The 22,604-nt window shown below is 71.7% G+C and carries 21 protein-coding genes; 2 read left to right on the top strand and 19 right to left on the bottom strand.

Annotation, left to right across the window (positions count from 1 at the left end; translation table 11 throughout):
* Positions 1 to 73 precede the first annotated feature (73 nt).
* A complete protein-coding gene (locus ABIB37_RS13790; RefSeq protein WP_354261308.1) occupies positions 74 to 1,264 on the top strand; it encodes a mannosyltransferase family protein in 1,191 nt (396 codons plus the stop codon).
* 61 nt (positions 1,265 to 1,325) lie between these two features.
* Here the strand turns inward: ABIB37_RS13790 and ctaF are convergent, their stop codons facing one another.
* The 5 genes from ctaF to ABIB37_RS13815 all read right to left on the bottom strand — a co-directional run bounded on the left by ctaF (position 1,326) and on the right by ABIB37_RS13815 (position 6,360).
* The gene (gene ctaF, locus ABIB37_RS13795) at positions 1,326 to 1,745 is read right to left on the bottom strand and encodes an aa3-type cytochrome oxidase subunit IV (protein WP_354261310.1); all 420 of its coding nucleotides are present in this window, start codon (positions 1,743 to 1,745) and stop codon (positions 1,326 to 1,328) included.
* Position 1,746: 1 nt separating this feature from the next.
* The gene (gene ctaD / locus ABIB37_RS13800; RefSeq protein ID WP_123698543.1) at positions 1,747 to 3,465 is read right to left on the bottom strand and encodes an aa3-type cytochrome oxidase subunit I; all 1,719 of its coding nucleotides are present in this window, start codon (positions 3,463 to 3,465) and stop codon (positions 1,747 to 1,749) included.
* Entirely contained in the window at positions 3,465 to 4,325 is an 861-nt protein-coding gene (gene ctaC, locus ABIB37_RS13805) for an aa3-type cytochrome oxidase subunit II (RefSeq protein WP_502914073.1), read from the bottom strand. Before ctaC ends, ctaD begins: the two co-directional genes overlap by 1 nt.
* 196 nt (positions 4,326 to 4,521) lie before the next feature.
* Positions 4,522 to 4,878: a HesB/IscA family protein gene (locus tag ABIB37_RS13810; protein ID WP_123697646.1), complete on the bottom strand. Its 357-nt coding sequence runs from the start codon at positions 4,876 to 4,878 to the stop codon at positions 4,522 to 4,524.
* Positions 4,879 to 4,929: 51 nt separating this feature from the next.
* Positions 4,930 to 6,360: a M20/M25/M40 family metallo-hydrolase gene (locus ABIB37_RS13815; RefSeq protein WP_354261314.1), complete on the bottom strand. Its 1,431-nt coding sequence runs from the start codon at positions 6,358 to 6,360 to the stop codon at positions 4,930 to 4,932.
* 135 nt (positions 6,361 to 6,495) lie between these two features.
* Between ABIB37_RS13815 and ABIB37_RS13820 the strand changes: the two genes are divergently transcribed.
* Positions 6,496 to 7,056, top strand: a complete 561-nt coding sequence (locus tag ABIB37_RS13820) for a DUF3043 domain-containing protein (protein WP_354261316.1) — start codon at positions 6,496 to 6,498, stop codon at positions 7,054 to 7,056.
* Between the two features lie 74 nt (positions 7,057 to 7,130).
* Here ABIB37_RS13820 and ABIB37_RS13825 read toward each other — a convergent pair whose 3' ends face one another.
* The 14 genes from ABIB37_RS13825 to ABIB37_RS13890 form a co-directional block, all read right to left on the bottom strand.
* The gene (locus tag ABIB37_RS13825; protein ID WP_354261318.1) at positions 7,131 to 8,171 is read right to left on the bottom strand and encodes a quinone-dependent dihydroorotate dehydrogenase; all 1,041 of its coding nucleotides are present in this window, start codon (positions 8,169 to 8,171) and stop codon (positions 7,131 to 7,133) included.
* On the bottom strand, positions 8,168 to 8,635 hold the full coding sequence (gene nrdR, locus ABIB37_RS13830) for a transcriptional regulator NrdR (RefSeq protein ID WP_123697641.1): 468 nt from the start codon (positions 8,633 to 8,635) through the stop codon (positions 8,168 to 8,170). Before nrdR ends, ABIB37_RS13825 begins: the two co-directional genes overlap by 4 nt.
* Positions 8,635 to 9,945 (bottom strand): histidinol dehydrogenase, encoded by a 1,311-nt coding sequence (gene hisD / locus ABIB37_RS13835; protein WP_354261320.1) that lies wholly within the window; start codon positions 9,943 to 9,945, stop codon positions 8,635 to 8,637. Before hisD ends, nrdR begins: the two co-directional genes overlap by 1 nt.
* Positions 9,946 to 10,359: 414 nt before the next feature.
* Positions 10,360 to 13,869 (bottom strand): DNA polymerase III subunit alpha, encoded by a 3,510-nt coding sequence (dnaE, locus tag ABIB37_RS13840; RefSeq protein ID WP_354261322.1) that lies wholly within the window; start codon positions 13,867 to 13,869, stop codon positions 10,360 to 10,362.
* 44 nt (positions 13,870 to 13,913) lie between these two features.
* Positions 13,914 to 14,834, bottom strand: coding sequence for an RluA family pseudouridine synthase (locus ABIB37_RS13845; protein WP_354261324.1), 921 nt, complete (start codon positions 14,832 to 14,834; stop codon positions 13,914 to 13,916).
* Positions 14,834 to 15,379 carry a signal peptidase II gene (gene lspA, locus ABIB37_RS13850; RefSeq protein ID WP_354261326.1) on the bottom strand — a complete coding sequence of 182 codons (546 nt, stop codon included), beginning with the start codon at positions 15,377 to 15,379 and terminating at the stop codon, positions 14,834 to 14,836. Before lspA ends, ABIB37_RS13845 begins: the two co-directional genes overlap by 1 nt.
* Before the next feature lie 71 nt (positions 15,380 to 15,450).
* On the bottom strand, positions 15,451 to 16,161 hold the full coding sequence (locus ABIB37_RS13855) for a DivIVA domain-containing protein (RefSeq protein ID WP_354261328.1): 711 nt from the start codon (positions 16,159 to 16,161) through the stop codon (positions 15,451 to 15,453).
* A gap of 115 nt (positions 16,162 to 16,276) precedes the next feature.
* Complete coding sequence (locus tag ABIB37_RS13860) at positions 16,277 to 16,579, bottom strand: YggT family protein (protein ID WP_211333853.1); 303 nt, start codon at positions 16,577 to 16,579, stop codon at positions 16,277 to 16,279.
* A gap of 3 nt (positions 16,580 to 16,582) precedes the next feature.
* Positions 16,583 to 17,056 (bottom strand): cell division protein SepF, encoded by a 474-nt coding sequence (locus ABIB37_RS13865; RefSeq protein WP_123697635.1) that lies wholly within the window; start codon positions 17,054 to 17,056, stop codon positions 16,583 to 16,585.
* Positions 17,057 to 17,082: 26 nt separating this feature from the next.
* Positions 17,083 to 17,748, bottom strand: a complete 666-nt coding sequence (locus ABIB37_RS13870) for a YggS family pyridoxal phosphate-dependent enzyme (protein ID WP_502914056.1) — start codon at positions 17,746 to 17,748, stop codon at positions 17,083 to 17,085.
* A 1-nt stretch (position 17,749) separates the two neighbouring features.
* Complete coding sequence (gene ftsZ / locus ABIB37_RS13875) at positions 17,750 to 18,907, bottom strand: cell division protein FtsZ (protein WP_245989851.1); 1,158 nt, start codon at positions 18,905 to 18,907, stop codon at positions 17,750 to 17,752.
* Between the two features lie 168 nt (positions 18,908 to 19,075).
* Complete coding sequence (locus ABIB37_RS13880; RefSeq protein WP_354261331.1) at positions 19,076 to 20,125, bottom strand: cell division protein FtsQ/DivIB; 1,050 nt, start codon at positions 20,123 to 20,125, stop codon at positions 19,076 to 19,078.
* On the bottom strand, positions 20,122 to 21,525 hold the full coding sequence (gene murC / locus ABIB37_RS13885) for a UDP-N-acetylmuramate--L-alanine ligase (protein ID WP_354261332.1): 1,404 nt from the start codon (positions 21,523 to 21,525) through the stop codon (positions 20,122 to 20,124). Before murC ends, ABIB37_RS13880 begins: the two co-directional genes overlap by 4 nt.
* Positions 21,522 to 22,604, bottom strand: a complete 1,083-nt coding sequence (locus ABIB37_RS13890; protein WP_354261334.1) for a UDP-N-acetylglucosamine--N-acetylmuramyl-(pentapeptide) pyrophosphoryl-undecaprenol N-acetylglucosamine transferase — start codon at positions 22,602 to 22,604, stop codon at positions 21,522 to 21,524. The genes murC and ABIB37_RS13890 overlap by 4 nt, the downstream gene beginning before the upstream one ends.

A 22,604-nucleotide genomic window follows, 5' to 3' on the forward strand; every position in this document is an offset into this window, starting at 1 on the left:
ATCCACCGGGCCCGCCCGCAGGAGCGCCGCATCACCTAGGCTCCCCTCGTCGGACCGCTCCGGGGAGGCCCTGTTGTCGACGCTCGCACTCCCCGTCTCGCGCCGCTCCGCGATCAGCTGGATCATGCGGTCCGGCATCCGCTACTGCCTCGCCATCTGGCTGCTGCAGCGCATCGGCATCCAGCTCGTCGGGCTCGTCGTCGTGCTGGTCGCGGGCGGGCCGGAGTACGCCCCCGACGGCTTCTTCGGCCTCTTCTACCGCTGGGACAGCGGCTACTTCGCGTGCGTCGCCTCCTACGGCTACGTCGGGCAGCCGTGCGACGGCGGCTCGGGCATCGAGCGCATCGCGTTCTTCCCGCTCTACCCGATGCTGTCGTGGGCCGTCGCCTGGGTGGTGTCGCTCGGCGCCGTCGGCCTCGACAGCATCGCCTTCGGCATGTGGCTCGTGGCCGCGATCGCCTCCATCGTCGCGACCGTCGGCGTCTACCGCATCGCGCAGCACCAGTTCGACGCCGGCACGGCCCGCCGCGCCGCAGCGCTCTTCGCCTTCAGCCCCTACGCCGTCTTCCTGGTCGCCTCCTACTCGGAGGCGCTCTACCTCGCCGGCGCGGTCTGGGCCTGGCACGCGTGCCTGCGCGGCCGGTACTGGCTGGTCGGCGTCCTCGGGATCGTCGCGACCGCGAGCCGCGCGAGCGGCATGTTCCTCGTCATCGCGCTGCTGGTGCTCTACCTCGTGGGCCTCAAGCGCCGCGGCGAGCGGTTCCGCGTCATCGACCTCATCGCCGTCGGCAGCTCCGGGCTGGGCGTGCTCGCCTACTGGGTGTGGCTCTACGTCGCGACCGGCGACCTGCTCGCGTGGTTCCACGCGCAGAGCGAGGGATGGAACCGGCGGACCCGCTGGCCCTGGGAGACGCTCTTCAACCAGGGCATCCACGTGCTGCGCGAGCCGAAGCTCGACTGGCAGATCCAGGCGGTCCTCGAGGTCGTCGCGGCCGTCGGCATCGCCGTCTGCGTCGTCGTGCTCGCCCGCCGCAAGGACTGGGGGTCCGCGACGCTCGTCGGCACCACGGCCGCATCCCTCATGACGAGCAACAGCTACCTGTCGCTCGCCCGCAACACGCTGACGATGTTCCCGATCTTCATCCTGCTCGCCGACCTCACCCGCGGCCGGCGGAGGCGCTGGTTCTGGGTCGCGCTGTGGCTCGGATGCGCGCTGCTGCTCTACAACACCGTGCAGCTCGCGCTCGGCAACTGGGCCGACTGAACGACACAGCGCCCCGTCCGATGGACGGGGCGCTCTGTCGTTCGAGAAGGAGGTGCGTGCGTCAGCGACTGAAGTTGCCGCGGTAGTACTCGTACACCCAGCCGACCAGCATGATCAGCAGCAGGCCTGCGCCGATCGGGATGAGGAAGGTCGGTCCGGCCAGCGAGACGAACAGCAGCGCGAGCGAGCCCGCGAGCAGGATCGGCCACCAGCTCCACGGCGAGAAGTGCCCCTCGTCCGGGTCGGCGTCGTCGATGTCGGCGTCGAGCAGGTCGGAGGGGTGCTCCGCATGCTGCGAGCGGCGCGTCAGCACCAGGTAGAAGCCGATGAACGTCGACATGATGCCCGTGAGCGCGAGGCCCAGCGTGCCGGTCCACTCCACCGTGCCGTCGTAGGCCGCCATGTGCCACAGCGTGTACACCGCGGCGGAGAGGAAGAAGAACGCGGCGAGCACGCCGAGGATGATGATGTTCGCGCGCATGTCAGCGCACCTCTCCGTCTGCCAGGTCGACCACCGGTCGCTGCGGGGCGTCCTTCAGCGGCCCCACGCCGACCCCGTACTGCGGACCCGCGTTGGGGTGGTGCAGGTCGAAGGCGGGCGACTCCGAGCGGATGCGCGGGATCGAGGTGAAGTTGTGGCGCGGCGGCGGGCAGCTGGTCGCCCACTCGAGCGAGCGGCCGGTGCCCCACGGGTCGTCGACGGTCACCTTCGGCGCGGTGCGCGCGGTGATCCAGACGTTCCAGAGGAACGGCACCATCGACAGCGCCAGCAGCATCGCGCCGATCGTCGAGACCTGGTTCATCCAGGCGAAGCCGTCCTCCTCGAGGTACGTGTAGTACCGGCGGGGCATGCCGATGACGCCGAGCCAGTGCTGCACGAGGAACGTCATGTGGAAGCCGATGAAGAGCATCCAGAAGTGCACGTGACCGAGGCGGTCGTTGAGCATCTTGCCGGTCCACTTCGGCCACCAGAAGTAGAAGCCCGAGAACATCGCGAACACGACCGTGCCGAACACCACGTAGTGGAAGTGCGCGACCACGAAGTACGTGTCGGAGATGTGGAAGTCGAGCGGCGGCGAGGCGAGGATGACGCCGGTGAGGCCACCGAAGGTGAACGTCACGAGGAAGCCGAGCGCCCACAGCATGGGCGACTCCCACGTGATCGAGCCCCGCCACATCGTGCCGATCCAGTTGAAGATCTTCACGCCGGTCGGCACCGCGATCAGCATGGTCATGAGCGCGAACCACGGCAGCAGCACCGTGCCGGTGACGTACATGTGGTGCGCCCACACCGTCACCGAGAGGGCCGCGATCGAGATCGTCGCGCCGACGAGCGTGTTGTAGCCGAAGATCGGCTTGCGCGAGAAGACCGGGATGACCTCGGAGATGATGCCGAAGAACGGCAGCGCGATGATGTAGACCTCGGGGTGCCCGAAGAACCAGAACAGGTGCTGCCAGAGCACGACGCCGCCGTTGGCCGGGTCGTAGACGTGGCCGCCGAAGATGCGGTCGACCGCGAGGCCGAAGAACGCCGCCGCCAGGATCGGGAACGCGATCACGACGAGGATCGACGTGATGAGGATGTTCCAGCTGAAGATCGACATCCGGAACATCGTCATGCCGGGCGCGCGCATCGTGATGATCGTGGTGATGAAGTTGACGCCACCCATGATCGTGCCGAAGCCCGAGAGGGCGAGGCCGAGCACCCAGAGGTGCCCGCCGACGCCGGGCGAGAAGGCGCTGTCGCTCAGCGGCGTGTAGGCCGTCCAGCCGAACGCGGCGGCGCCCTGCGGGGTGAGGAAGCCGGCCACCGCGATGAACGACCCGAAGGAGTACATCCAGAATGCCATCGCGTTGAGGCGGGGGAAGGCGACGTCGGGTGCACCGATCTGCAGCGGCATGAGCACGTTGGCGAAGCCGGCGAAGAGCGGCGTCGCGAACATCAGCAGCATGATCGTGCCGTGCATCGTGAAGAGCTGGTTGTACTGCTCCTCGGTCGGCACGATCTCCAGGCCCGGCGCGAACAGCTGGGCGCGGATCAGCAGCGCCATGACGCCGCCGATCAGGAAGAACACGAACGACGCGATCAGGTACATGTACCCGATGGTCTTGTGGTCGGTGGAGGTGATCCACTTGACCAGGACGTTGCCCTTGCGCTCAGCGGTCGGGCTGACCGCGGGTCGGGTCGCCGTGGCGGTCATCACTCGCCCTCGCCTTCATTGGTCGTGTCGACGCTCTCGTCGCGCTCAGGGTCGATGTTGCCATCGCCCGTGTGGGTGTTGAGGGTCTCGTCGATCGGGCCGACGAAGCCCTGCTGCTCGAGGCTCTCGAGGTAGGCGTCGTACTCCTCGGGGCTGACGAGCTCGACGTTGAAGAGCATGGCCGAGTGGAACTCGCCGCAGAGCTCCGCGCACTTGCCCGCGAGGATGCCCTCCTGGTCGCCCGTCTCGAAGTACATGTGGTTCGTGACGCCCGGGAGCATGTCCTTCTTGTAGAGGAACTCCACGATCCAGAAGGAGTGCGCGACGTCGCGCGACTCGAGGGTGATCTCGATGGACGAGTTCGTCGGCAGCACGAGCGTCGGCAGGGTGCTCGCGTCGAGCTGGCTCGAGTCGGGCTCCTCCTGCACCTGGATGCTCTGGTAGTGCACCGGCTCCTGGCCCTCGCGGTCGTACACGAAGTCCCACGCCCAGCGCTTGCCGTAGACGGTGATCGAGTAGTCGGGGTCCTCGATGGGCTCCTCGATGATCGCCTGGTCACGCGCCGTGAACGCGAAGAAGCCGGCGACGAGGATGACGGGGACGATCGTGAAGAAGATCTCGATCGGCATGTGGTAGCGGAGCTGCACCGGCAGGCCGGTCTGGCCCTTGCGACGGCGGTAGGCGACGGCGGCCCAGATCATCAGGCCCCACGTGATGAGGCCGACGGCCAGCAGCACGATCCAGGAGGTCGTCCAGAGGCCCATGATGCGGTCGACGTGGTTCGTCAGGCCCGGCTGCGACGGCATCCATCCCTGGAGCTGCGCCTGGGTGCATCCGGCCAGCGCAAGCGCGACCACCACCGCCAGCGGGGCAGCGATCAAACGGGTTCGACGATTGCGCAATGTCTTCCTCCGGGTCTGTCAGCGTCTCCCTCGATCCTAGTACCCACAGACCCCGCTCAGGCGCCTGCGACGCAGCCCACAAGGCCCCGTGGAACGCGACGACGCCGCCGATCCGGAGGGGATCGGCGGCGTCGGTCGGCCGTGCGTCGGGGATCTAGTGGAACGAGTCCCCGCAGGCGCACGAGCCCTGTGCGTTGGGGTTGTCCATCGTGAAGCCCTGCTTCTGGATGGAGTCCTCGAAGTCGATCGTGGAGCCGTCGAGGTAGGGCACGCTCATGCGGTCGACGACCACGCCGACGCCGTCGAAGTCGCGCACGACGTCGCCGTCGAGGGTGCGCTCGTCGAAGTAGAGCTGGTAGATCAGGCCGGAGCAGCCGCCGGGCTGCACGGCGACCCGCAGCCGCAGATCGTCGCGGCCCTCCTGGTCGAGCAGTCGACGCACCTTGTCGGCGGCCACGTCGGTCAGGGTCACCCCGTGCGTCGCCACCTCGGACACCTGCTGATCCGTCATCTGCTGCTCCTCTCGCCAGTCTCTGCCGGGACAACGCCCGACAGCACCATCCTATTCCGCGCTGCTCCCGGCCGTGCGATCCCCTGCGCGGGCGAGCAGCAGCGCCTCGGCACCGATGGCCCGGCGCAGCACGCCGAGGTGCTGCGACTCGTTCGGGCTGTGCGCCATCGTGGCGGGGTCCTCGACGCCCGTCACGAGGATCTGCGCGCCGGGGAACTGCTGCACGAGGTCGGCGATGAACGGGATCGAGCCGCCGATGCCGGTCTCCACCGGGTCAGCGCCCCACGCATCCGCCATCGCCTGCTTCGCCTCGGTCGCGCCCCAGCCGCTCGCGTCGACGAGGAAGGGGTCGCCGAGGTCGATGCTGTCGAACTCGATGTGCGCGCCGAACGGCGTGTGCGCCCGGATGTGCCGCTCGATCGCCGCGAACGCGTCGGCGGCCGACTGGCCGGGAGCGATGCGGGTGGAGAGCCGGAACCGGACCGTCGGCAGGATCGTGTTGGACGCATCCGGCACGCTCGGCGCGTCGACGCCGGTGATCGTCGCGGCCGGCTTCGCCCAGAGGCGGCGCAGCAGCGGGCCGGTGCCGATGAGGTCGACGCCGTCGAGCACGGCGCCCTCCTCCCGGATGTGCGCCTCCGACTGCTCGGGAACGTCGAGGTCCGCCTCTGTGAGGCCCTCGATCGCGACCGAGCCGTCCTCGCTCCAGAAGCTCGCGGCCAGCTTCGCGAACGCCATCATCGCGTCGGGCACGACGCCGCCGAGCATGCCGGAGTGGCTCGCGTGGCCGAGCGTCGTGAGCCGCACGTTGAGGGCGACGTTGCCGCGCAGCGCGATCGTGAGCGACGGCACCTCGGTCGACCAGTTGTCGCTGTCGGCGACGACGATGAGGTCGGCGCTCAGCACGTCGGCGTGCTGCTCGAGGAAGCGCTTGAAGGAGCGCGAGCCATGCTCCTCCTCCCCCTCGATGAACAGCGCGATGCCGACCTCGGGGTCGAGCACCTCGGCGAGCGCGCGGACGGCGGCGATGTGCGCGATGACGCCCGCCTTGTCGTCGGAGGCGCCGCGGCCGTAGAGGCGCTCGTCGACCTCGGTGGGCTCGAACGGCGGCGTGCGCCACAGCGACTCGTCGCCCCACGGCTGCACGTCGTGGTGCGCGTAGAGCAGCACGGAGGGGCGGCCGGCCTTGGCCGCGCGGGTCGCGAGCACGGCGGGCTGGCCGAGCGCATCGGTGTCGCCGATCGGCGCGCGCTCGATCGACACGCGCTCGAAGACGCCGGTGCCCTCCGCGAGGGCGGCGACGGCCTCGGCGCTCGCCTGCACGTGGGCGGGGTCGTAGGCGTCCCACGCGACGCTCGGGATGCGCACGAGGGCCTTGAGGTCGTCGACGGCGCGGTCGAAGCCGGCGTCGACGGCGGCGAGCACCGCGCGGTCCCTGTCGGAGAGTCCGGCGCGCTCGGAGGGGTCTGTCGGAAGGGTCATGCGCTCGATCCTAGGCGGCGCGCCCGCACATGCTCGGCGGTACCATGGGATGCTGCCGCCGGCTCGATCCGACGGCGCAGCCTCCGGCGCCGACGCACTCCGCGTCGACGCATCCGACGTCGAGAAGGACCTCACGTGCCGCTCTTCAGCCGCTCCGACGCCAGCAAGGCTCAGCCCGAGCCGCAGCCGGAGGTGCGCCGCACGCCGAAGCAGTCCGAGCAGGTCGCGCGCAACCGCCGGCCGCTCGTGCCCGCCGACCGCAAGGAGGCGCGCAAGCAGTCGCAGGACAAGATCCGCGCCGAGCGCGAGAAGGCCCGCCGGGGCTTCGAGCAGGGCGACGAGAAGTACCTGCCCGCGCGCGACAAGGGCCCCGTGCGCCGCTACGTGCGCGACTTCGTCGACGCCCGCCTCTCGATCGGCATGCTCGCGATGCCGATGATGATCGTCGTGCTCGTGCTGACCTTCATCAACGACCCGCAGTGGCGCATCATCGCGAACCTCGTGCTGTGGGGCTTCGTCGTCGTGGTGATCCTCGACTCGGTGCTCATGGCCTGGCAGCTGCGCCGCGCGATCCGCGCGAAGTTCGGCGACAAGGATGCCAAGGGCCACGGCTGGTACGCGACCATGCGGTCGGTGCAGCTCCCGTTCATGCGCATGCCGAAGCCGAAGACGACGCTCTTCAAGTACCCGGTCTGAGCGCGACCCTCGCGCGAGTGGTCAGGACACGCCGCGAGCCGCGACTGTGAACCGGCGTGTCGTGACCACTCGGCCTAAGCGTGCGGGGCGAGCAGCCCGCGGTTGATCTCGCGCGCCCAGCCGGGACCGCGGTAGATGAAGCCGGTGTAGCCCTGCACGAGGCTCGCACCCGCGGCGATGCGCTCGCGCACGTCGGCGGCCGTCTCGACGCCGCCGACCGAGACGACGTCGACCTCCGCGGGCAGCGCCGCGCGCAGCAGCCGCAGCACCGCGAGCGAGCGAGCCGCGACGGGCGGGCCGGAGAGGCCGCCCTGACCTGCCGAGGCGACGGCATCCGCCGGGCTCCGGAGGCCCTCGCGGCTGATGGTCGTGTTCGTCGCGATGACGCCGGCGAGGTGCAGCCGTGCAGCGAGCGCCGCGATGCCCTCCACCTGCTCGTCGTCGAGGTCGGGCGCGATCTTCACGAGCACGGGCACGTCGCCGGCCGCGCCGCGGATCGCGGCGAGCAGCGGCTCGAGCAGCCGCTCGTCCTGCAGCCCGCGCAGCCCCGGGGTGTTCGGCGACGACACGTTGACGGCGAGGTAGTCGGCCACGGGCGCGAGCGCCCGCGTCGACGCGAGGTAGTCGCGCTCGACGGCGGGGGCGTCGTCGGCGTCGACGATGCGGCTCTTGCCGATGTTCACGCCGATCACCGGGCGCGAGACGGCTTCGCGGGCCGCCGCGATGCGATCGGCTGCTGCTGCCGCTCCCCCGTTGTTGAAGCCCATCCGGTTGACGAGCGCGCGGTCGTCGACGAGCCGGAACAGCCGCGGCTGCGGGTTGCCGGGCTGTGCGTGCGCGGTCAGCGTGCCGACCTCGACGTGCCCGAAGCCGAGCGCGCCGAGCCCGGCGATCATCGTGGCGTCCTTGTCGAAGCCGGCAGCGATGCCGAACGGCGTCGGGAACTCCCGCCCGAGCGCCCGCGTCCGCAGCCCGGCATCGGTGCGGACGCCCGGGCGGGCGGCGCCGATCGCGCGGATCGCGCGCGCGCCGAGGTGATGCGCGGCCTCAGGATCGACGCGCGAGAAGCCGTGCCGGAACAGCAGGTCGTAGGCGGTCACTGCTGCACGGGTCACTGCTGCTCCTCGTCGGGCCGCTGGTCCTCGCGCAGCGCGCGGATGGCGTCCTCGAAGTCGTCGAGGGAGTCGAACGCGTTGTAGACGCTCGCGAACCGCAGGTAGGCGACCTCGTCGAGCTGACGCAGCGGCGGCAGCACCGCGAGGCCGATCTCGTTCGCGTCGATCTGGCTCGCGCCGGTCGCGCGGATCGTCTCCTCGACCGACTGCGCGACGCCCGCGAGGTCCGCGTCGGTGACGGGTCGGCCGCGCACGGCCTTCCGCACGCCCTCGATGACCTTCTCGCGGCGGAAGGGCTCGAGCACGCCCGACCGCTTCACGACCGAGAGGCTCGCCGTCTCGGTCGTGGTGAAGCGACGCCCGCACTGCGTGCACTGCCGGCGGCGGCGGATGGAGGTGCCGTCGTCGCTCGTGCGGGAGTCGACGACGCGGGAGTCGGGGTTGCGGCAGAACGGGCAGTGCATCAGCGCGCCTCCTCGAAGCGTGCCTCGATCGCCTCGCCGTGCGCGGGCAGCCCCTCGGCGGCGGCGAGCGCGGTGACGGCGGCGCGCACCTCGGCGAGCGCGGCGCGGTCGTAGCGCACGACCTGCTGCGGGCGCAGGAAGGTCGCGGCGCCGAGCCCGGCGACCCGTCGCGCCTGGCCGCCCGTGGGCAGCACATGGTTGGAGCCGGCCGCGTAGTCGCCGAGGCTCACGGGCGCGTGCGGGCCGACGAAGATCGCCCCGGCGTGGTGGATGCGCGCGAGCAGCGCGTCGTCGTCCGCCGTCAGCAGCTCGAGGTGCTCGGGCGCGTAGGCGTCGCTCACGCGCGCCGCGGCTGCGAGGTCGGCGACGAGCACGATCGCGGACTGCTCCCCCGTCAGCGCCGCCCGCACCCGCTCGGCCGCGGGGGTCTTGGCCGCGCGGCGCGCAACAGCCGCGTCGACGCGGTCCGCGAGCCCGGCGTCGTCGGTGACGAGCACCGCGCTCGCGAGCTCGTCATGCTCCGCCTGGCTCACGAGGTCGGCGGCGACGAGCTCGGCGTCGGCGCTCGCGTCGGCGATGACGAGGATCTCGGTGGGGCCGGCCTCCGAGTCGACGCGCACGACGCCGGAGACGAGCCGCTTCGCCGCGGCGACGAAGACGTTGCCGGGGCCGGTCACGACGTCGACCGCGTCGAGGCCGATGCCGGCCACGCCGTGCGCGAGCGCCGCGATCGCGCCGGCCCCGCCCATCGCGTAGACCTCGTCGACGCCGAGCAGCGCGCACGCGGCGAGGATGGTGGGGTGCGGCAGCCCGCCGTGCTCGGCCTGGGCGGGGCTCGCGACCGCGATCGACACGACGCCGGCCGCCTGGGCCGCCACCACGTTCATGACGACGCTCGACGGGTAGACGGCCTTGCCGCCCGGCACGTAGAGGCCGACCCGATCGACCGGCTGCCAGCGCAGCTCGACGACCGCGCCGGGCGCGAGCTCGACGCGCGAGGGCGGCGGCACCTGCGCCGCCGAGCCGACGCGCACGCGGGCGATCGCCGTCTCGAGCGCCTCGCGCACCGCGGGGGCGAGCGACGCCAGCGCACCGGTGATCTCGGCCACCGGCACGCGCACCGCCGCCGGGCGGACCCGGTCGAAGCGCTCGGCCTGCTCGACGAGCGCCGCCTCGCCGCGCTCCCGCACGTCGCGCACGAGCTCGGCGACCGCGGGCAGCGCCGCGTCGACGTCGACGGCCGGCCGCGGCAGCAGCGCGCGGAGCGTGCGGTCGTCGGGCAGGGAGGTCAGGTCGAGGCGTCGGAGCACGTGCTCCATCGTATTCGCGGGGCGCCCGCTCCCGTCCCCGAGCGGTCACTCCCGCGCCCGAGCGGTCACTCCCGCGCCCGAGCGGTCACTCCCGCGCCCGAGCGGTCACTCCCGCGCCCGAGCGGTCACTCCCGCGCCCGAGAGGTCAGTACCGCACCTCAAGCGGGGCGCGGGTCCGTGGCGCCCGCACGACGAGCCCCCGCGCTCGCTTCCCAAATGCCCACCGCATCCACCGCAGTCGCGACACGCTCCGCGCACCCACGACTCACCCGCCCGACTGACCACTCACGCGCCGAAGTGACCACTCACCCGCCGGAGTGACCACTCACCGGCCCGAATGACCACTCACCCGCCGGAATGACCACTCACCCGCGGTCATGACCACTCAGGTGCCGCCAGCCGGCCGCACCGGAGTCAGGCGATGGACGCCGGGCCCAGCAGGCTCTTCAGCTCGCCGAACAGGTCGCTCGAGACGCGCACCTGCTGCGGCAGCGCGAAGACCCGCTCGATGTCGGGCCGCTCGAGCGCGAGCCGCACGTCGGTCGGGCCGGCGTGCCGCTCGAGGAGGCCGCGCAGCTCGCGCATCGCGGTCATCGACGCGCGCCGCTCCGGGATGCGCAGCTCGAGCGGGCGGGTCTCGTCGACCGGCTGCACGTCCGGCGTGTCGATGCTGTTCGCGTGGATCGTGAAGCTGTCGTCGCGCGTGCGCACGCGGCCGCGCACGACGACCACCTGGTCGGCCTGCAGCGTGTGCCGGAACTCCGTGTAGCTCTTGCCGAGCACCATCACCTCGAGCTCGCCGCCGAAGTCCTGCAGCGCGAAGATGCCGTACGGGTTGCCGGAGTTGCGGGCGACGCGGTGCTGCACGCTCGTGACGAGCCCGGCGAGGATGACGGTGTCGCCGTCCTCGGCGGTCTCGGCGAGGTCCTGGATCTGGTGCGTCGCGTGCTTCGCGAGCTCGAGCTCGAGGCCCGCGAGCGGGTGGTCGGAGACGTAGAGGCCGAGCATCTCGCGCTCGAACGCGAGCTTGTCCTGCTTGCCCCACTCGGGCCGGTCGGGCACCCGGTCAGCGACGGTGTCGAGGTCGTCGAAGATGTCGCCGAAGAGGTCGACCTGGCCGTTCGCCTCGTTGCGCTTGATCGAGACGGCCGCGTCGACGGCATCCTCGTGGATCTCGAGCATCGCCCGCCGCGTGGCGCCCATGGTGTCGAACGCGCCCGACTTGATGAGCGACTCGACGGTCCGCTTGTTGGCGACGCCGAGCGGCACCTTCTTGAGGAAGTCGTGGAACGACGTGTAGGCGCTCTCGCGCTCGCGCGCCGCGATGATGCCCTCGACCACGCCCTCGCCGACGTTCCGCACGGCGCCGAGGCCGAAGCGGATGTCGTCGCCGACGGCCGTGAAGTAGAGCGTCGACTCGTTGACGTCCGGCGGCAGCACCGTGATGCCCATCCGCCGGCACTCCGACAGGTAGATCGCCATCTTGTCCTTGGAGTCGCCGACGCTCGTCAGCAGCGCCGCCATGTACTCCGCCGGGTAGTGCGCCTTGAGGTAGGCGGTCCAGTAGGAGATGACGCCGTAGGCGGCGGAGTGCGCCTTGTTGAACGCGTAGTCCGAGAACGGCAGCAGCACGTCCCAGAGCGCCTTGACCGCGCCCGCCGAGTACCCGCGCTCGAGCATGCCGCCCTCGAAGGCCGCGTACTGCTTGTCGAGCTCCGCCTTCTTCTTCTTGCCCATCGCGCGCCGCAGGATGTCGGCCTCGCCGAGCGTGTAGCCGGCGACCTTCTGCGCGACCGCCATCACCTGCTCCTGGTAGATGATGAGGCCGTAGCTCTCCCCCAGGATCTCGGCGAGCGGCTCCTCGAGCTCCGGGTGGATGGGCGTGTTCTCCTGCAGCCCGTTCTTGCGCAGCGCGTAGTTCGTGTGCGAGTCGGCGCCCATGGGACCGGGCCGGTAGAGCGCGATGACGGCCGAGATGTCGCCGAACGAGTCGGGCTTCATGAGCCGCAGCAGCGAGCGCAGCGGCCCGCCGTCGAGCTGGAAGACGCCGAGGGTGTCGCCGCGCTGCAGCAGCTCGTAGGCGCCGCGGTCGTCGAGCGGCAGCGTCTCGAGGTCGATCTCCTCGCCGCGGTTCGCCCGGATGTTGTCGAGCGCATCCGAGACGATCGTGAGGTTGCGGAGCCCCAGGAAGTCCATCTTGATGAGGCCGAGCGACTCGCACGCCGGGTAGTCGAACTGGGTGATGATCGCGCCGTCCTGCTCGCGCTTCATCACCGGGATGATGTCGATGAGCGGGTCGGACGACATGATGACGCCCGCCGCGTGCACGCCCCACTGGCGCTTGAGGTTCTCGAGCCCGCGGGCGGTCTCGAAGACGGTCTTGGCCTCCGCGTCCGTCTCGATGAGGGCGCGGATGTCGCCCGCCTCCTTGTAGCGCGGGTGATCCGGGTCGAAGATGCCCGAGAGCGGGATGTCCTTGCCCATCACCGCGGGCGGCATCGCCTTCGTGAGCTTCTCGCCCATGCCGAAGGGGAAGCCCAGCACGCGCGACGAGTCCTTGAGCGCCTGCTTCGACTTGATCGTGCCGTAGGTGACGATCTGCGCGACGCGCTCCGATCCGTACTTCTCGGTGACGTAGCGGATGACCTCCGGCCGGCGCCGGTCGTCGAAGTCGATGTCGAAGTCGGGCATCGAGACGCGGTCGGGGTTGAGGAAGCGCTCGAAGATGAGGCCGTGCTCGAGCGGGTCGAGGTCGGTGATGCGCATCGCGTACGCGGCCATCGAGCCGGCGCCGGAGCCGCGGCCGGGCCCGACGCGGATGCCGTTGTCCTTCGCCCAGTTGATGAAGTCGGCGACGACGAGGAAGTAGCCGGGGAAGCCCATGTTCGAGATGACGTCCATCTCGTAGTCGGCCTGGCGGTGCACCTTCTCGGGCACGCCGCCCGGGTAGCGGCGCTCGAGGCCGACCGCGACCTCGTGCCGGAACCAGGTGTCCTCGGTGTGGCCCTCCGGCACCGGGTAGCGCGGCATGTAGTTGGCCTGCTCGTCGAACGTGACGTCGCAGCGCTCGGCGATGAGCAGCGTGTTGTCGCACGCCTCTGGCATGTCGCGGAAGAGGTGCCGCATCTCGGCGGCCGACTTCACGTAGTAGCCGCCGCCCTCGAGCTTGAAGCGGTTCGGGTCGTCCATCGTGGAGCCCGACTGCACGCACAGCAGCGCCTCGTGGCTCTTCGCGTCCTCGGCGTGCGTGTAGTGCAGGTCGTTCGTCGCGAGCAGCGGCAGCTCGAGCCTGCGGCCGATCTCGAGCAGGTCCTCGCGCACGCGCTTCTCGATCTCGAGGCCGTGGTCCATGATCTCGAGGAAGTAGTTCTCGCGGCCGAACAGGTCGCGGTACGACGCGGCCGCCTCGACGGCGGCGTCGAACTGGCCGAGCCGCAGGCGCGTCTGCACCTCGCCGGAGGGGCAGCCGGTGGTCGCGATGAGGCCGCTCGAGTGGCGCTCGAGCAGCTCGCGGTCCATGCGCGGCTTGAAGTAGAAGCCCTCCATCGACGCGTACGACGAGAGCCGGAAGAGGTTCTTCAGCCCCTCGTCGTTCTCGGCCAGCAGCGTCATGTGCGTGTACGCGCCGCCGCCCGACACGTCGTCGCCCGACGAGGCGTCCTGACCGCCCCACTTCACGCGCGTCTTGTCGGAGCGGTGCGTGCCGGGCGTGATGTAGGCCTCGGTGCCGATGATGGGCTTGACGCCCTGCGCCCGCGCGGCCTTCCAGAACTCGTAGGCGCCGAAGACGTTGCCGTGGTCGGTCATCGCGACGGCCGGCATCCCCTGGTCGCCGACGGCCTTCATGAGCTCGCTGATGCGAGCTGCGCCGTCGAGCATCGAGTACTCGGTGTGGACGTGGAGGTGCGCGAAGGAGTCTGCCATGGCCCCTCGATCCTACGGGCGGGGGCCGACGCGACAGGCCGGGGTCACTCCTCGCGGAGCTGCTCGAGCGCGCCCGCGAGGTCGGCGGGGTAGGTCGACTCGAAGACCACCTGCTCGCCCGTTCCGGGGTGCCGGAAGCCGAGCCGCATGGCGTGCAGCCACTGCCGCGAGAGGCCGAGGCGGGCGGCGACGGTGGGGTCGGCGCCGTACATCGTGTCGCCGAGGCACGGATGCCGGCGGGCCGCCATGTGCACGCGGATCTGGTGGGTGCGGCCGGTCTCGAGCTCGATCTCGAGCAGGCTGCCGCCGCGGTACGCCTCGAGCGTCTCGTAGTGGGTGATCGCGTGCTTGCCGCTCGACACCACCGCGAAGCGCCACTCGTGGCTCGGATGCCGGCCGATCGGCGCGTCGATGGTGCCGGTGAGCGGATCCGGGTGGCCCTGCACGGCGGCGTGGTAGATCTTCTCGACCTCGCGGTCGTGGAACGCCGCCTTGAGAGCCGAGTAGGCGCGCTCGCTCTTCGCGACCACCATGAGCCCGCTCGTGCCGGCGTCGAGGCGGTGGACGACGCCCTGCCGCTCGGCGGCGCCCGACGTCGCGACCTGGAAGCCGGCGGCGGCGAGCGCGCCGACGACGGTCGGCCCCTGCCAGCCGACGCTCGGATGCGCGGCGACGCCGGCGGGCTTGTCGACCACCACGATGTCGTCGTCGTCGTGCACGATGCCGAGGTCCGGCACGGGCGTGGCGACGAGCCGAGGCTCCTCGCGCGGCCGCCAGCTGAGGTCGAGCCAGGCGTCGGCGCGCAGCCGGTCGGACTTGCCGAGCACCGTGCCGTCCTGGACGGCGCCGCCGTCGTCGAGCATCGTCACGACCGCGGTGCGCGACAGGCCGAGCAGCTTCGCGAGCCCGGCGTCGGCACGGGTGCCGTCGAGCCCCGGCGGCACCTGCAGGAAGCGCGACTCCATCAGGGCCGGTCCTCCGGGTCGAGCGGCTGCGTCGCGTCCAGGTCGGCCGCTCGCTGGCGCTTCGGCTCGTCCGTGCGGCGCACGCCGTCGAGCCCGATGTTCAGGAGCACGAGCAGCACGACGCCGATCATCGACGAGACGATGAAGATGTCGGCGATGTTGAAGATCGCCGGGAAGCCCCAGACCTGGATGAAGTCGATCACGTGCCCGACGAAGAAGCCGGGCTCGCGCGTCAGCCGGTCGGTGAGGTTGCCGAGCGTGCCGCCGAGCAGGCCGCCGAAGGCGATCGCCCAGAGCGGCGAGCGGATGCTGCGCAGCTGCGTGACGATGAAGACCACCACGGCGGCGGCCAGGATCGTGAAGATCCAGGTCGAGCCGGCCGCGAACGAGAACGCCGCGCCGGGGTTGCGGACGAAGTGCCACTGCAGCAGCTCGCCGAGCACCGGCCGCTGCTCGCCCTCCGCCATCGAGGCGAGGACCCACTCCTTCGCGAGCAGGTCGGCGCCCCAGACGACGACAGCGGTCCCGAGGACGAGGCCCAGCATCCGCCAGGCGGTCGACCTCGGGACCGTCGTGCTGTCGCCAGCCGTGCTGTCCTCAGGCAAGGAGCGCGCGCTCAGCTTCCGCCCTGGCCGCCGAAGGCGAGCGAGGACGAGCGGTCGAGGTCGCGGAGCTGGCTCTCGATGTAGCCGCGCAGCTTGAGGCGGTAGTCGCGCTCGAAGCTCTTGAGCTCGTCGATCTTCGCCTCGAGCGCGGTCTTCTGCTGCTCGAGCTTGCCCTTCTGGTCGTCGAACTCCTGCTCGAGCACGACCTTGCGCTGCTGGGCGTCGTCCTCGATCTGCTGCGCGGCGGCCTCGGCCGCGGCGATGAGCTCGTCGCGACGCTGCTCGCCCGCGGCGACGTGCTCGTCGTGCAGACGCGTGGCGAGGGCGATGAGGCTGTTGGCCTCGCTGCTGCCTGCCGCTGCGGGTGCGGGCACCTCGGCGATCGGCGCGGGCTGCTCCTCCTGCTGCTGCTGGGGCTCTGCGGGCGCCTCGGCCGGCGCTGCGTCGCGCTCGGCGAGCTGCTGCTTGAGCTGCTCGTTCTCGGCGCGCAGGCTGTCGAGCTCTGCGGTGTCGACCGGTGCCTGGACGACCGGGGCGGCGACCTCGCCGCCGGACCGGAGCGTGGCGTTCTCGGCGCGGAGCGCGTCGTTCTCCTCGGTGAGGCGTCGCAGCTCCGTGACCACCTCGTCGAGGAAGTCGTCGACCTCGTCCTGGTCGTAGCCGTCGCGGAAGCGCGTCGTCTCGAAGCGCTTGTGGACGACGTCGTCAGGAGTCAGAGCCATGGCATGCCTTTCTTGCTCGGCTGCGGCCCCGATCGGGCCTGCAGCGCAGATTCACTGTACCCGTCGCGGACGGCGTGGTGACGATCCTAGCCCGAGGGCCCGATCCACCCCGGCGTCAGGCGAAGCGGAAGGGGTTGACGATCGCGATGAGGATGATCAGCGCGAGCATGAGCACGAGCATGGCGAGGTCGAGCATGACCCCGCCGACGCGCACGGGCCGCACGACGCGGCGCACGAGGCGCAGCGGCGGGTCGGTCACGCGGAGGAGCCACACCGACAGCACGAGCCAGAAGCCCGAGGGCTTCCAGTCGCGCCGCAGCTGCCGCACCAGGTCGAGGATGATGCGCGCCCAGAGGATGTAGAGCGCGAGGTTCGCGGCGGTGTAGACGATCCACGCGAGGATCGAGACGAAGGGCACCCGTCAGTGCGCGAAGACGGCCGAGTCGGTGTCCTCGTCGACCGAGCGGCCGCCGGAGACGGCGATGTGCTCGGGCGTCAGCAGGTACACCTTCGTCGTGACGCGCTCGATGCGTCCCTCGAGCCCCTGCGTGAGGCCCGCGGAGAAGTCGATCAGCCGACGGGCGTCGCCGTCGGTCATCTGCGACAGGTTGATGATCACGGGGGTCCCGTCGCGGAACGCCTCCGCGATCGCCTTGGCATCCTTGTACTGGCGCGGGTGCACCGTCAGGATCTCGCTCATGTCGCTCACCTTCTGCGCCGGGCGGAGCTTGGTGACGGGCGCGCGACGCGGCTCCTCCACCCGCTCCCGCGGCTGCGGGGCACGGTCGTGCCGGTCCTGCTCCTCGGTCCGCTCAACAGGGCGGACCTCCTGGGTCAGCTCGTCCTCCTCGGCGAAGCCGAAGTAGATCGCCGCCTTCTTCAGTGCGTTGCTCATGGGTCCTCCTCGTGGCTGGATTCACGCTATCCGTCGGCCGGACGGTTTCCGGTGATTGCGGTGCCGATCCGCAGGTGTGTCGCGCCGTGCTCGAGCGCCTCGCGCCAGTCGGCGCTCATGCCTGCCGAGATCCACTGCGCATCGGGGTCGATGGTGCGCACGCGCTCCGCGTGGCGGGCGAGGCGCTCGAAGGCCCTGCCCGGGTCCTCGCCGAGCGGCGCGACCGCCATGACGCCGCGCAGGCGCAGCGCCGGCGAGGCGGCGACGCGCTCGGCGAGCGCGTCGAGGTCGGCCGGCGCGACGCCGCCGCGACCGGGATCGTCGGTGAGGTTGATCTGCACGAGCGCGTCGCGCTGCGGCCGCTCGTCGCCGCCCTCGAGCACCTCGACGAGCTCGGTCGAGTCGATCGAGTGCAGCACGTCGGCGTAGCGCGCGACCTGCCGCGCCTTGTTGCGCTGGAGCTGGCCGACGAAGTGCCACGTGAGCCCGAGATCGGCGAGCTCCTCGGCCTTGTCGCGCGACTCGGGGTGCCTGCTCTCGCCGAAGTCGCGGTGCCCCGCCTCGGCGAGCTCGCGGACGAGCGCGGCGGGATGCCGCTTCGTCACCACGATCAGCGTGACGCCGCGCGCCCGGCGCGCGTCCTCGAACTGCTCGAGGAACGCGGCCAGGCGCGCGGCGGGGGCGTCGGTCACGTCAGCGGAGGAAGTCGGGGAGGAACTCGTCCTCCTCCTCGTCCACCTGCGTGAGCGGCTGCACCGGACCGGTGAGGTGGTCGGCGACCGGGGGCGTCGGGACGACCCGGCGCTCGGGCTCGGCCGCGGGCGTGCTCGAGCTCGCGGGGCGCAGCCCCATCTCGGTGCGGGCGGCGGTGCGGATGACGGAGTCGTCCTCCTTCGCCACCGGGCCAGGGCCGTCGAAGCCGGCGGCGATGACCGTCACCCGGACCTCGTCGCCGAGCGTGTCGTCGATGACCGTGCCGAAGATGATGTTCGCCTCGGGGTGCACGGCCTCCTGCACGAGCTTCGCCGCGTCGTAGGTCTCGTGGATGCCGAGGTTGCTGCCGGCCTGGATCGACAGCAGCACGCCGTGCGCGCCGTCGATCTTCGCCTCGAGCAGCGGGCTCGCGACCGCGAGCTCCGCAGCCTTGATGGCGCGGTCGGCGCCGCGCGACGAGCCGATGCCCATGAGGGCGCTGCCCGCACCCTGCATGACGCTCTTCACGTCGGCGAAGTCGACGTTGATGAGGCCCGGCGTGGTGATGAGGTCGGTGATGCCCTGGACGCCCGCGAGCAGCACCTGGTCGGCGGTCTCGAAGGCCTCGACCATCGAGATGCCCATGTCGCTGATCTCGAGCAGGCGGTCGTTCGGCACGACGATGAGCGTGTCGACCTCGTTCTTGAGCGCCTCGACGCCGGTCTCCGCCTGCTGCCGGCGACGGTTGCCCTCGAACGAGAACGGCTTCGTCACGACGCCGACGGTGAGCGCACCGAGGCTCTTGGCGATGCGCGCCACGACGGGTGCGCCACCGGTGCCGGTGCCGCCGCCCTCGCCCGCGGTGACGAAGACCATGTCGGCGCCCGCGAGCGCCTCCTCGATCTCCTCCGCGTGGTCCTCTGCTGCGCGGCGGCCGACCTCGGGGTCGGCGCCCGCGCCCAGGCCCTTGGTGAGCTCGCGGCCCACGTCGAGCTTGACGTCGGCGTCGCTGAGCAGCAGCGCCTGCGCGTCGGTGTTGATGGCGATGAACTCGACGCCTCGCAGGCCGAGATCGATCATGCGGTTCACGGCGTTCACGCCGCCGCCGCCCACGCCGACCACCTTGATGACGGCGAGGTAGTTGTTGTTGGAAGTCACGGTTCCGGCCCCTCGATCGAAGTCTCAACCTCTAGTTGAAGTTTAGAGAATTCCTCACTTCATGTTGACGAGGACGACGCTACGGGCGGGGGCGGCGTGCGCTCGGGAGCGACTCGGTGTGTCGCGACGCGATCTCGCAAGAAAAAGAATCGTCAGGTTCGGGCGGGCTCAGGAGCCGCGCACGACCGGGTGCTCGGGCGCGCGCACGTCGAGCACGCGCGCGACCGCGGGGTCCTGCGTCGCGAGGAGCGCGGCGACGACGTCGGCCTTGAGCCGGCTCTCGTCCGCGCCGCCCCACTGCACGACCTGCCCGCTCGCGAGGGTCAGGCGGATGTCCGACGGCGAGCCCGCCTCGATCGTCTGCGTGGCCGAGAGCACCTCGGTCGGCACCGACACGAGCACGCTCGCGACGGCGTCGAACTCCTCGCTCGCCGGCTCGATGCCGACGAGCCGCGGCAGCGACCCGGTGTCGGCGGCCACGCCCCCGAGCACCACGCCTGCGGCGTCGATCACGGCCTCGCCCCCGTCGCCGGGCACGATCGCGACCGGCCGGCGCTCGACGATGTGGACGATGACCGTCGACGGCGGCACGACCTCGAGCCGGAACGACTCCACCTGCGGGATGGCCTGCAGCCGCTCCGCGACGCCCGCCTCGGTGACGGTCGCGATCGGCTCGCCGACGCTGTCGGCGAGCGCCGCCTGCACGGCAGCCGGGTCCAGCCGCTCGGCGCCCTCGACGCGCACGTCGCGCACCGACATCAGCGGCGACCACACGAGCCCGACGAGGAGCAGCAGTGCGAGCACGAGCCCGCCGACGCTCAGCAGCGCCGTGCGCAGCTGGCGGCGACGGCCGGCGGTGAAGCGCCGCACCTCCGCCCGCTCGCTGCGGATGCGCGCGCGCCGCGCCTGCGCGGCGGCACGCCGGGCCTCGCGGGCCTCCTCGCGCTCGTCGGCGCGCTGCGCCTTCTGCGCGGCGCGCCACGCGCGGTCGACGCGCTGGGCGTGCGAGCCGCGCTCGGGCACGGGCTCGGCCGCGGGCTCGACGACCGGCTCGTCGTCGAGGTCGGCGTAGGCGCTCAGCGCCCAGCGTCGCTGCGGCGGCTCCGCGTCCTCGGTGGGCACCTCGACGGGATCCACGACCGGGCCGCGCGGCGACGCGCCCGGCTCCGCCTGCTCGGCCGGCTCGTCGAGCCGGTCGAACCCGTCAGGACGCCTCACGCGCCGTCGCCCACCTCGAGCGCCGACAGCACCTGCGGGATGATCCGGTAGACGTCGCCGCACGAGAGCGTGACGATGATGTCGCCCTCGCGCGCGATCGCCGCGGCCCGCTCGGCGGCCTGCTGCCAGTCGGGCAGGAAGTCGACGTCGCTCGGGTCCTCGAAGCGCTCCGCGACGAGCGCGCCGGTGACGCCGGGGATGGGGTCCTCGCGCGCGCCGTAGACGTCGAGCACGACCGTGTGGTCGGCGACCCGCTCGTAGACGGCGGCGAAGTCGCCCGCCATGTCTCGGGTGCGCGAGTAGAGGTGCGGCTGGTGGATCGCGATGATGCGGCCGTCGCCGATGACGGTGCGGGCCGCGGTGAGCGCGGCGTCGACCTCGGCGGGGTGGTGCGCGTAGTCGTCGAAGACGCGCACGCCACGCCGCTCGCCGTGCAGCTCGAAGCGGCGGCCGGTGCCGCGGAAGGCCGCGAGCGCCCTGGCGCCGTCGACCGGCGCGACGCCCATGGCGACGAGCGTCGCGAGCGCACCGGCGGCGTTCACGGCGTTGTGCCTGCCGGGGACGCCCGCCTCGAGCTCGAAGCGCTCCCCCGCGATCTCGACGGTGCAGGACGCGACGTCGCCCACGCGGATGTCGACGATCCGCACGTCGGCGCCCTCGGCCTCGCCGAAGGTGATGACGCGCTCGTGGCGCATGAGCGCGCGCACGCGCTGCGCGCCGGGGTCGTCCGCCGAGATGACGACCGCCTCGCTCGCGCGGTCGGCGAACTCGGCGAACGCGGCGTCGAACGCCTCCGGCGTGCCGTAGTGGTCGAGGTGGTCGGTGTCGATGTTCGTGATGAGCGCGACCGCGACGTCGTAGAGCAGGAACGAGCCGTCGGACTCGTCGGCCTCGAGCACGAACGCGTCGGAGGTGCCGTGGCCGCTCGAGGCGTCGAGGCCGCCGATGACGCCGCCGTTCACGAAGCCCGCGTCGATGCCGAGCCCGTGCAGACCGACGACGAGCATCCCGGTCGTGGTCGTCTTGCCGTGGGCTCCCGCGACGGCGATGACGCGCTTGCCGCGCGCGAGCACGTGGAGCGCCTGCGAGCGGTGCAGCACGGGCACGCCGCGCTCGCGCGCGGCGACGAGCTCGGGGTTGTCGGGCCACAGCGCGCTCGTGACGACGACGGCGTCGACCTCGGCGGGCAGGTGCGCGGCGTCGTGGCCGATGCCCACGGACGCGCCGCGCTCGACGAGCCGGTCGACGGTGGCGGAGCCCGAGCGGTCCGAGCCCGAGACGGCGATGCCGGCGTCGAGCATCATGTGCGCGATGCCCGACATGCCCGAGCCGCCGATGCCGATAAAGTGCACCCGCTCGATCGTCTCCGGGATCGGCTGGGTGAGGTCCGGTTCGATCACGACTGCCTCCTCGTGGCTGCGGCCCGTTCGATGAGGTCGCTCATCCGGTCGCTGCCGTCCGTCGCGCCGGCTCCCGCGCTCGCGGTGGCCATCGTGGCGATGGCATCTGCGTCCCGCAGCAGCGGCACGAGCCGTGCGCGCACCCATTCTGCCGTGAACTCGGCGTCGGCGACGAGCAGTGCGCCACCAGCGGAAACCTGATCGGCCGCGTTCATCCCCTGCTCGCCGTTGCCGTACGGCAGCGGCACGTAGACCGCGGGGAGGCCGACGGCCATGAGCTCCGACACCGTGAGGCTGCCGGCGCGGCAGACGACGAGGTCGGCGGCGGCGAGCGCGAGGTGCATGCGGTCGAGGTACTCGATCGCGACGTAGTGCGGCACCCGGGCGGGCTCGAAGTCGGTCTGCCGCCCACCGGAGAGGTGCAGCACCTGCCAGCCTGCGTCGACGATGTCGGGCGCGGCGGCGACGATCGCGCGGTTGATCGAGCGCGCGCCCTGCGAGCCGCCGGTGACGAGCAGCGTCGGCCGCGCGGGGTCGAGGCCCAGCTCGACGCACGCGTCGTCGTGGAGGCCCGCCCGGTCGAGGCCGGTGATCTCGGGGCGCAGCGGCATGCCGACGAGCTCGCCCTCCAGCCTGGTCGACCGGTACGAGAGGCCGACGAAGTCGGTCCAGCGCGCGCCGAGCAGGTTGGCCATGCCCGGCTTCGCGTTCGCCTCGTGGATGACGATCGGCACGCGCTCGAGCCGCGCGGCGCGGTAGGCGGGCGCGGACGCGTAGCCGCCGAAGCCGACGACGACGTCGATCCGACGCTCGCGGATGAGCGCCCGCACGTCGCGGACGGCGCGCCGCCAGCGCGCGGGGAAGCGCAGCGCGGCGAGGTCGGGCCGACGCGGGAAGGGCAGCTTCTCGATCGTCACGAGCTCGAGCCCGGCGCGCGGGACGAGCTCGCGCTCGAGCCCCTCTCGAGTGCCCAGCACGACGAGCTCGGCGTCGGGATGCCGCTCGCGCAGCCGCTGCGCGGTCGCGAGCAGCGGGTTGACGTGGCCGGCGGTGCCTCCGCCGGCGAGCAGGACGCGCAC

It is taken from the genome of Agrococcus sp. UYP10 (genome assembly GCF_040547205.1).
In the GTDB taxonomy this organism is placed as follows: Bacteria; Actinomycetota; Actinomycetes; order Actinomycetales; family Microbacteriaceae; genus Agrococcus; species Agrococcus jenensis.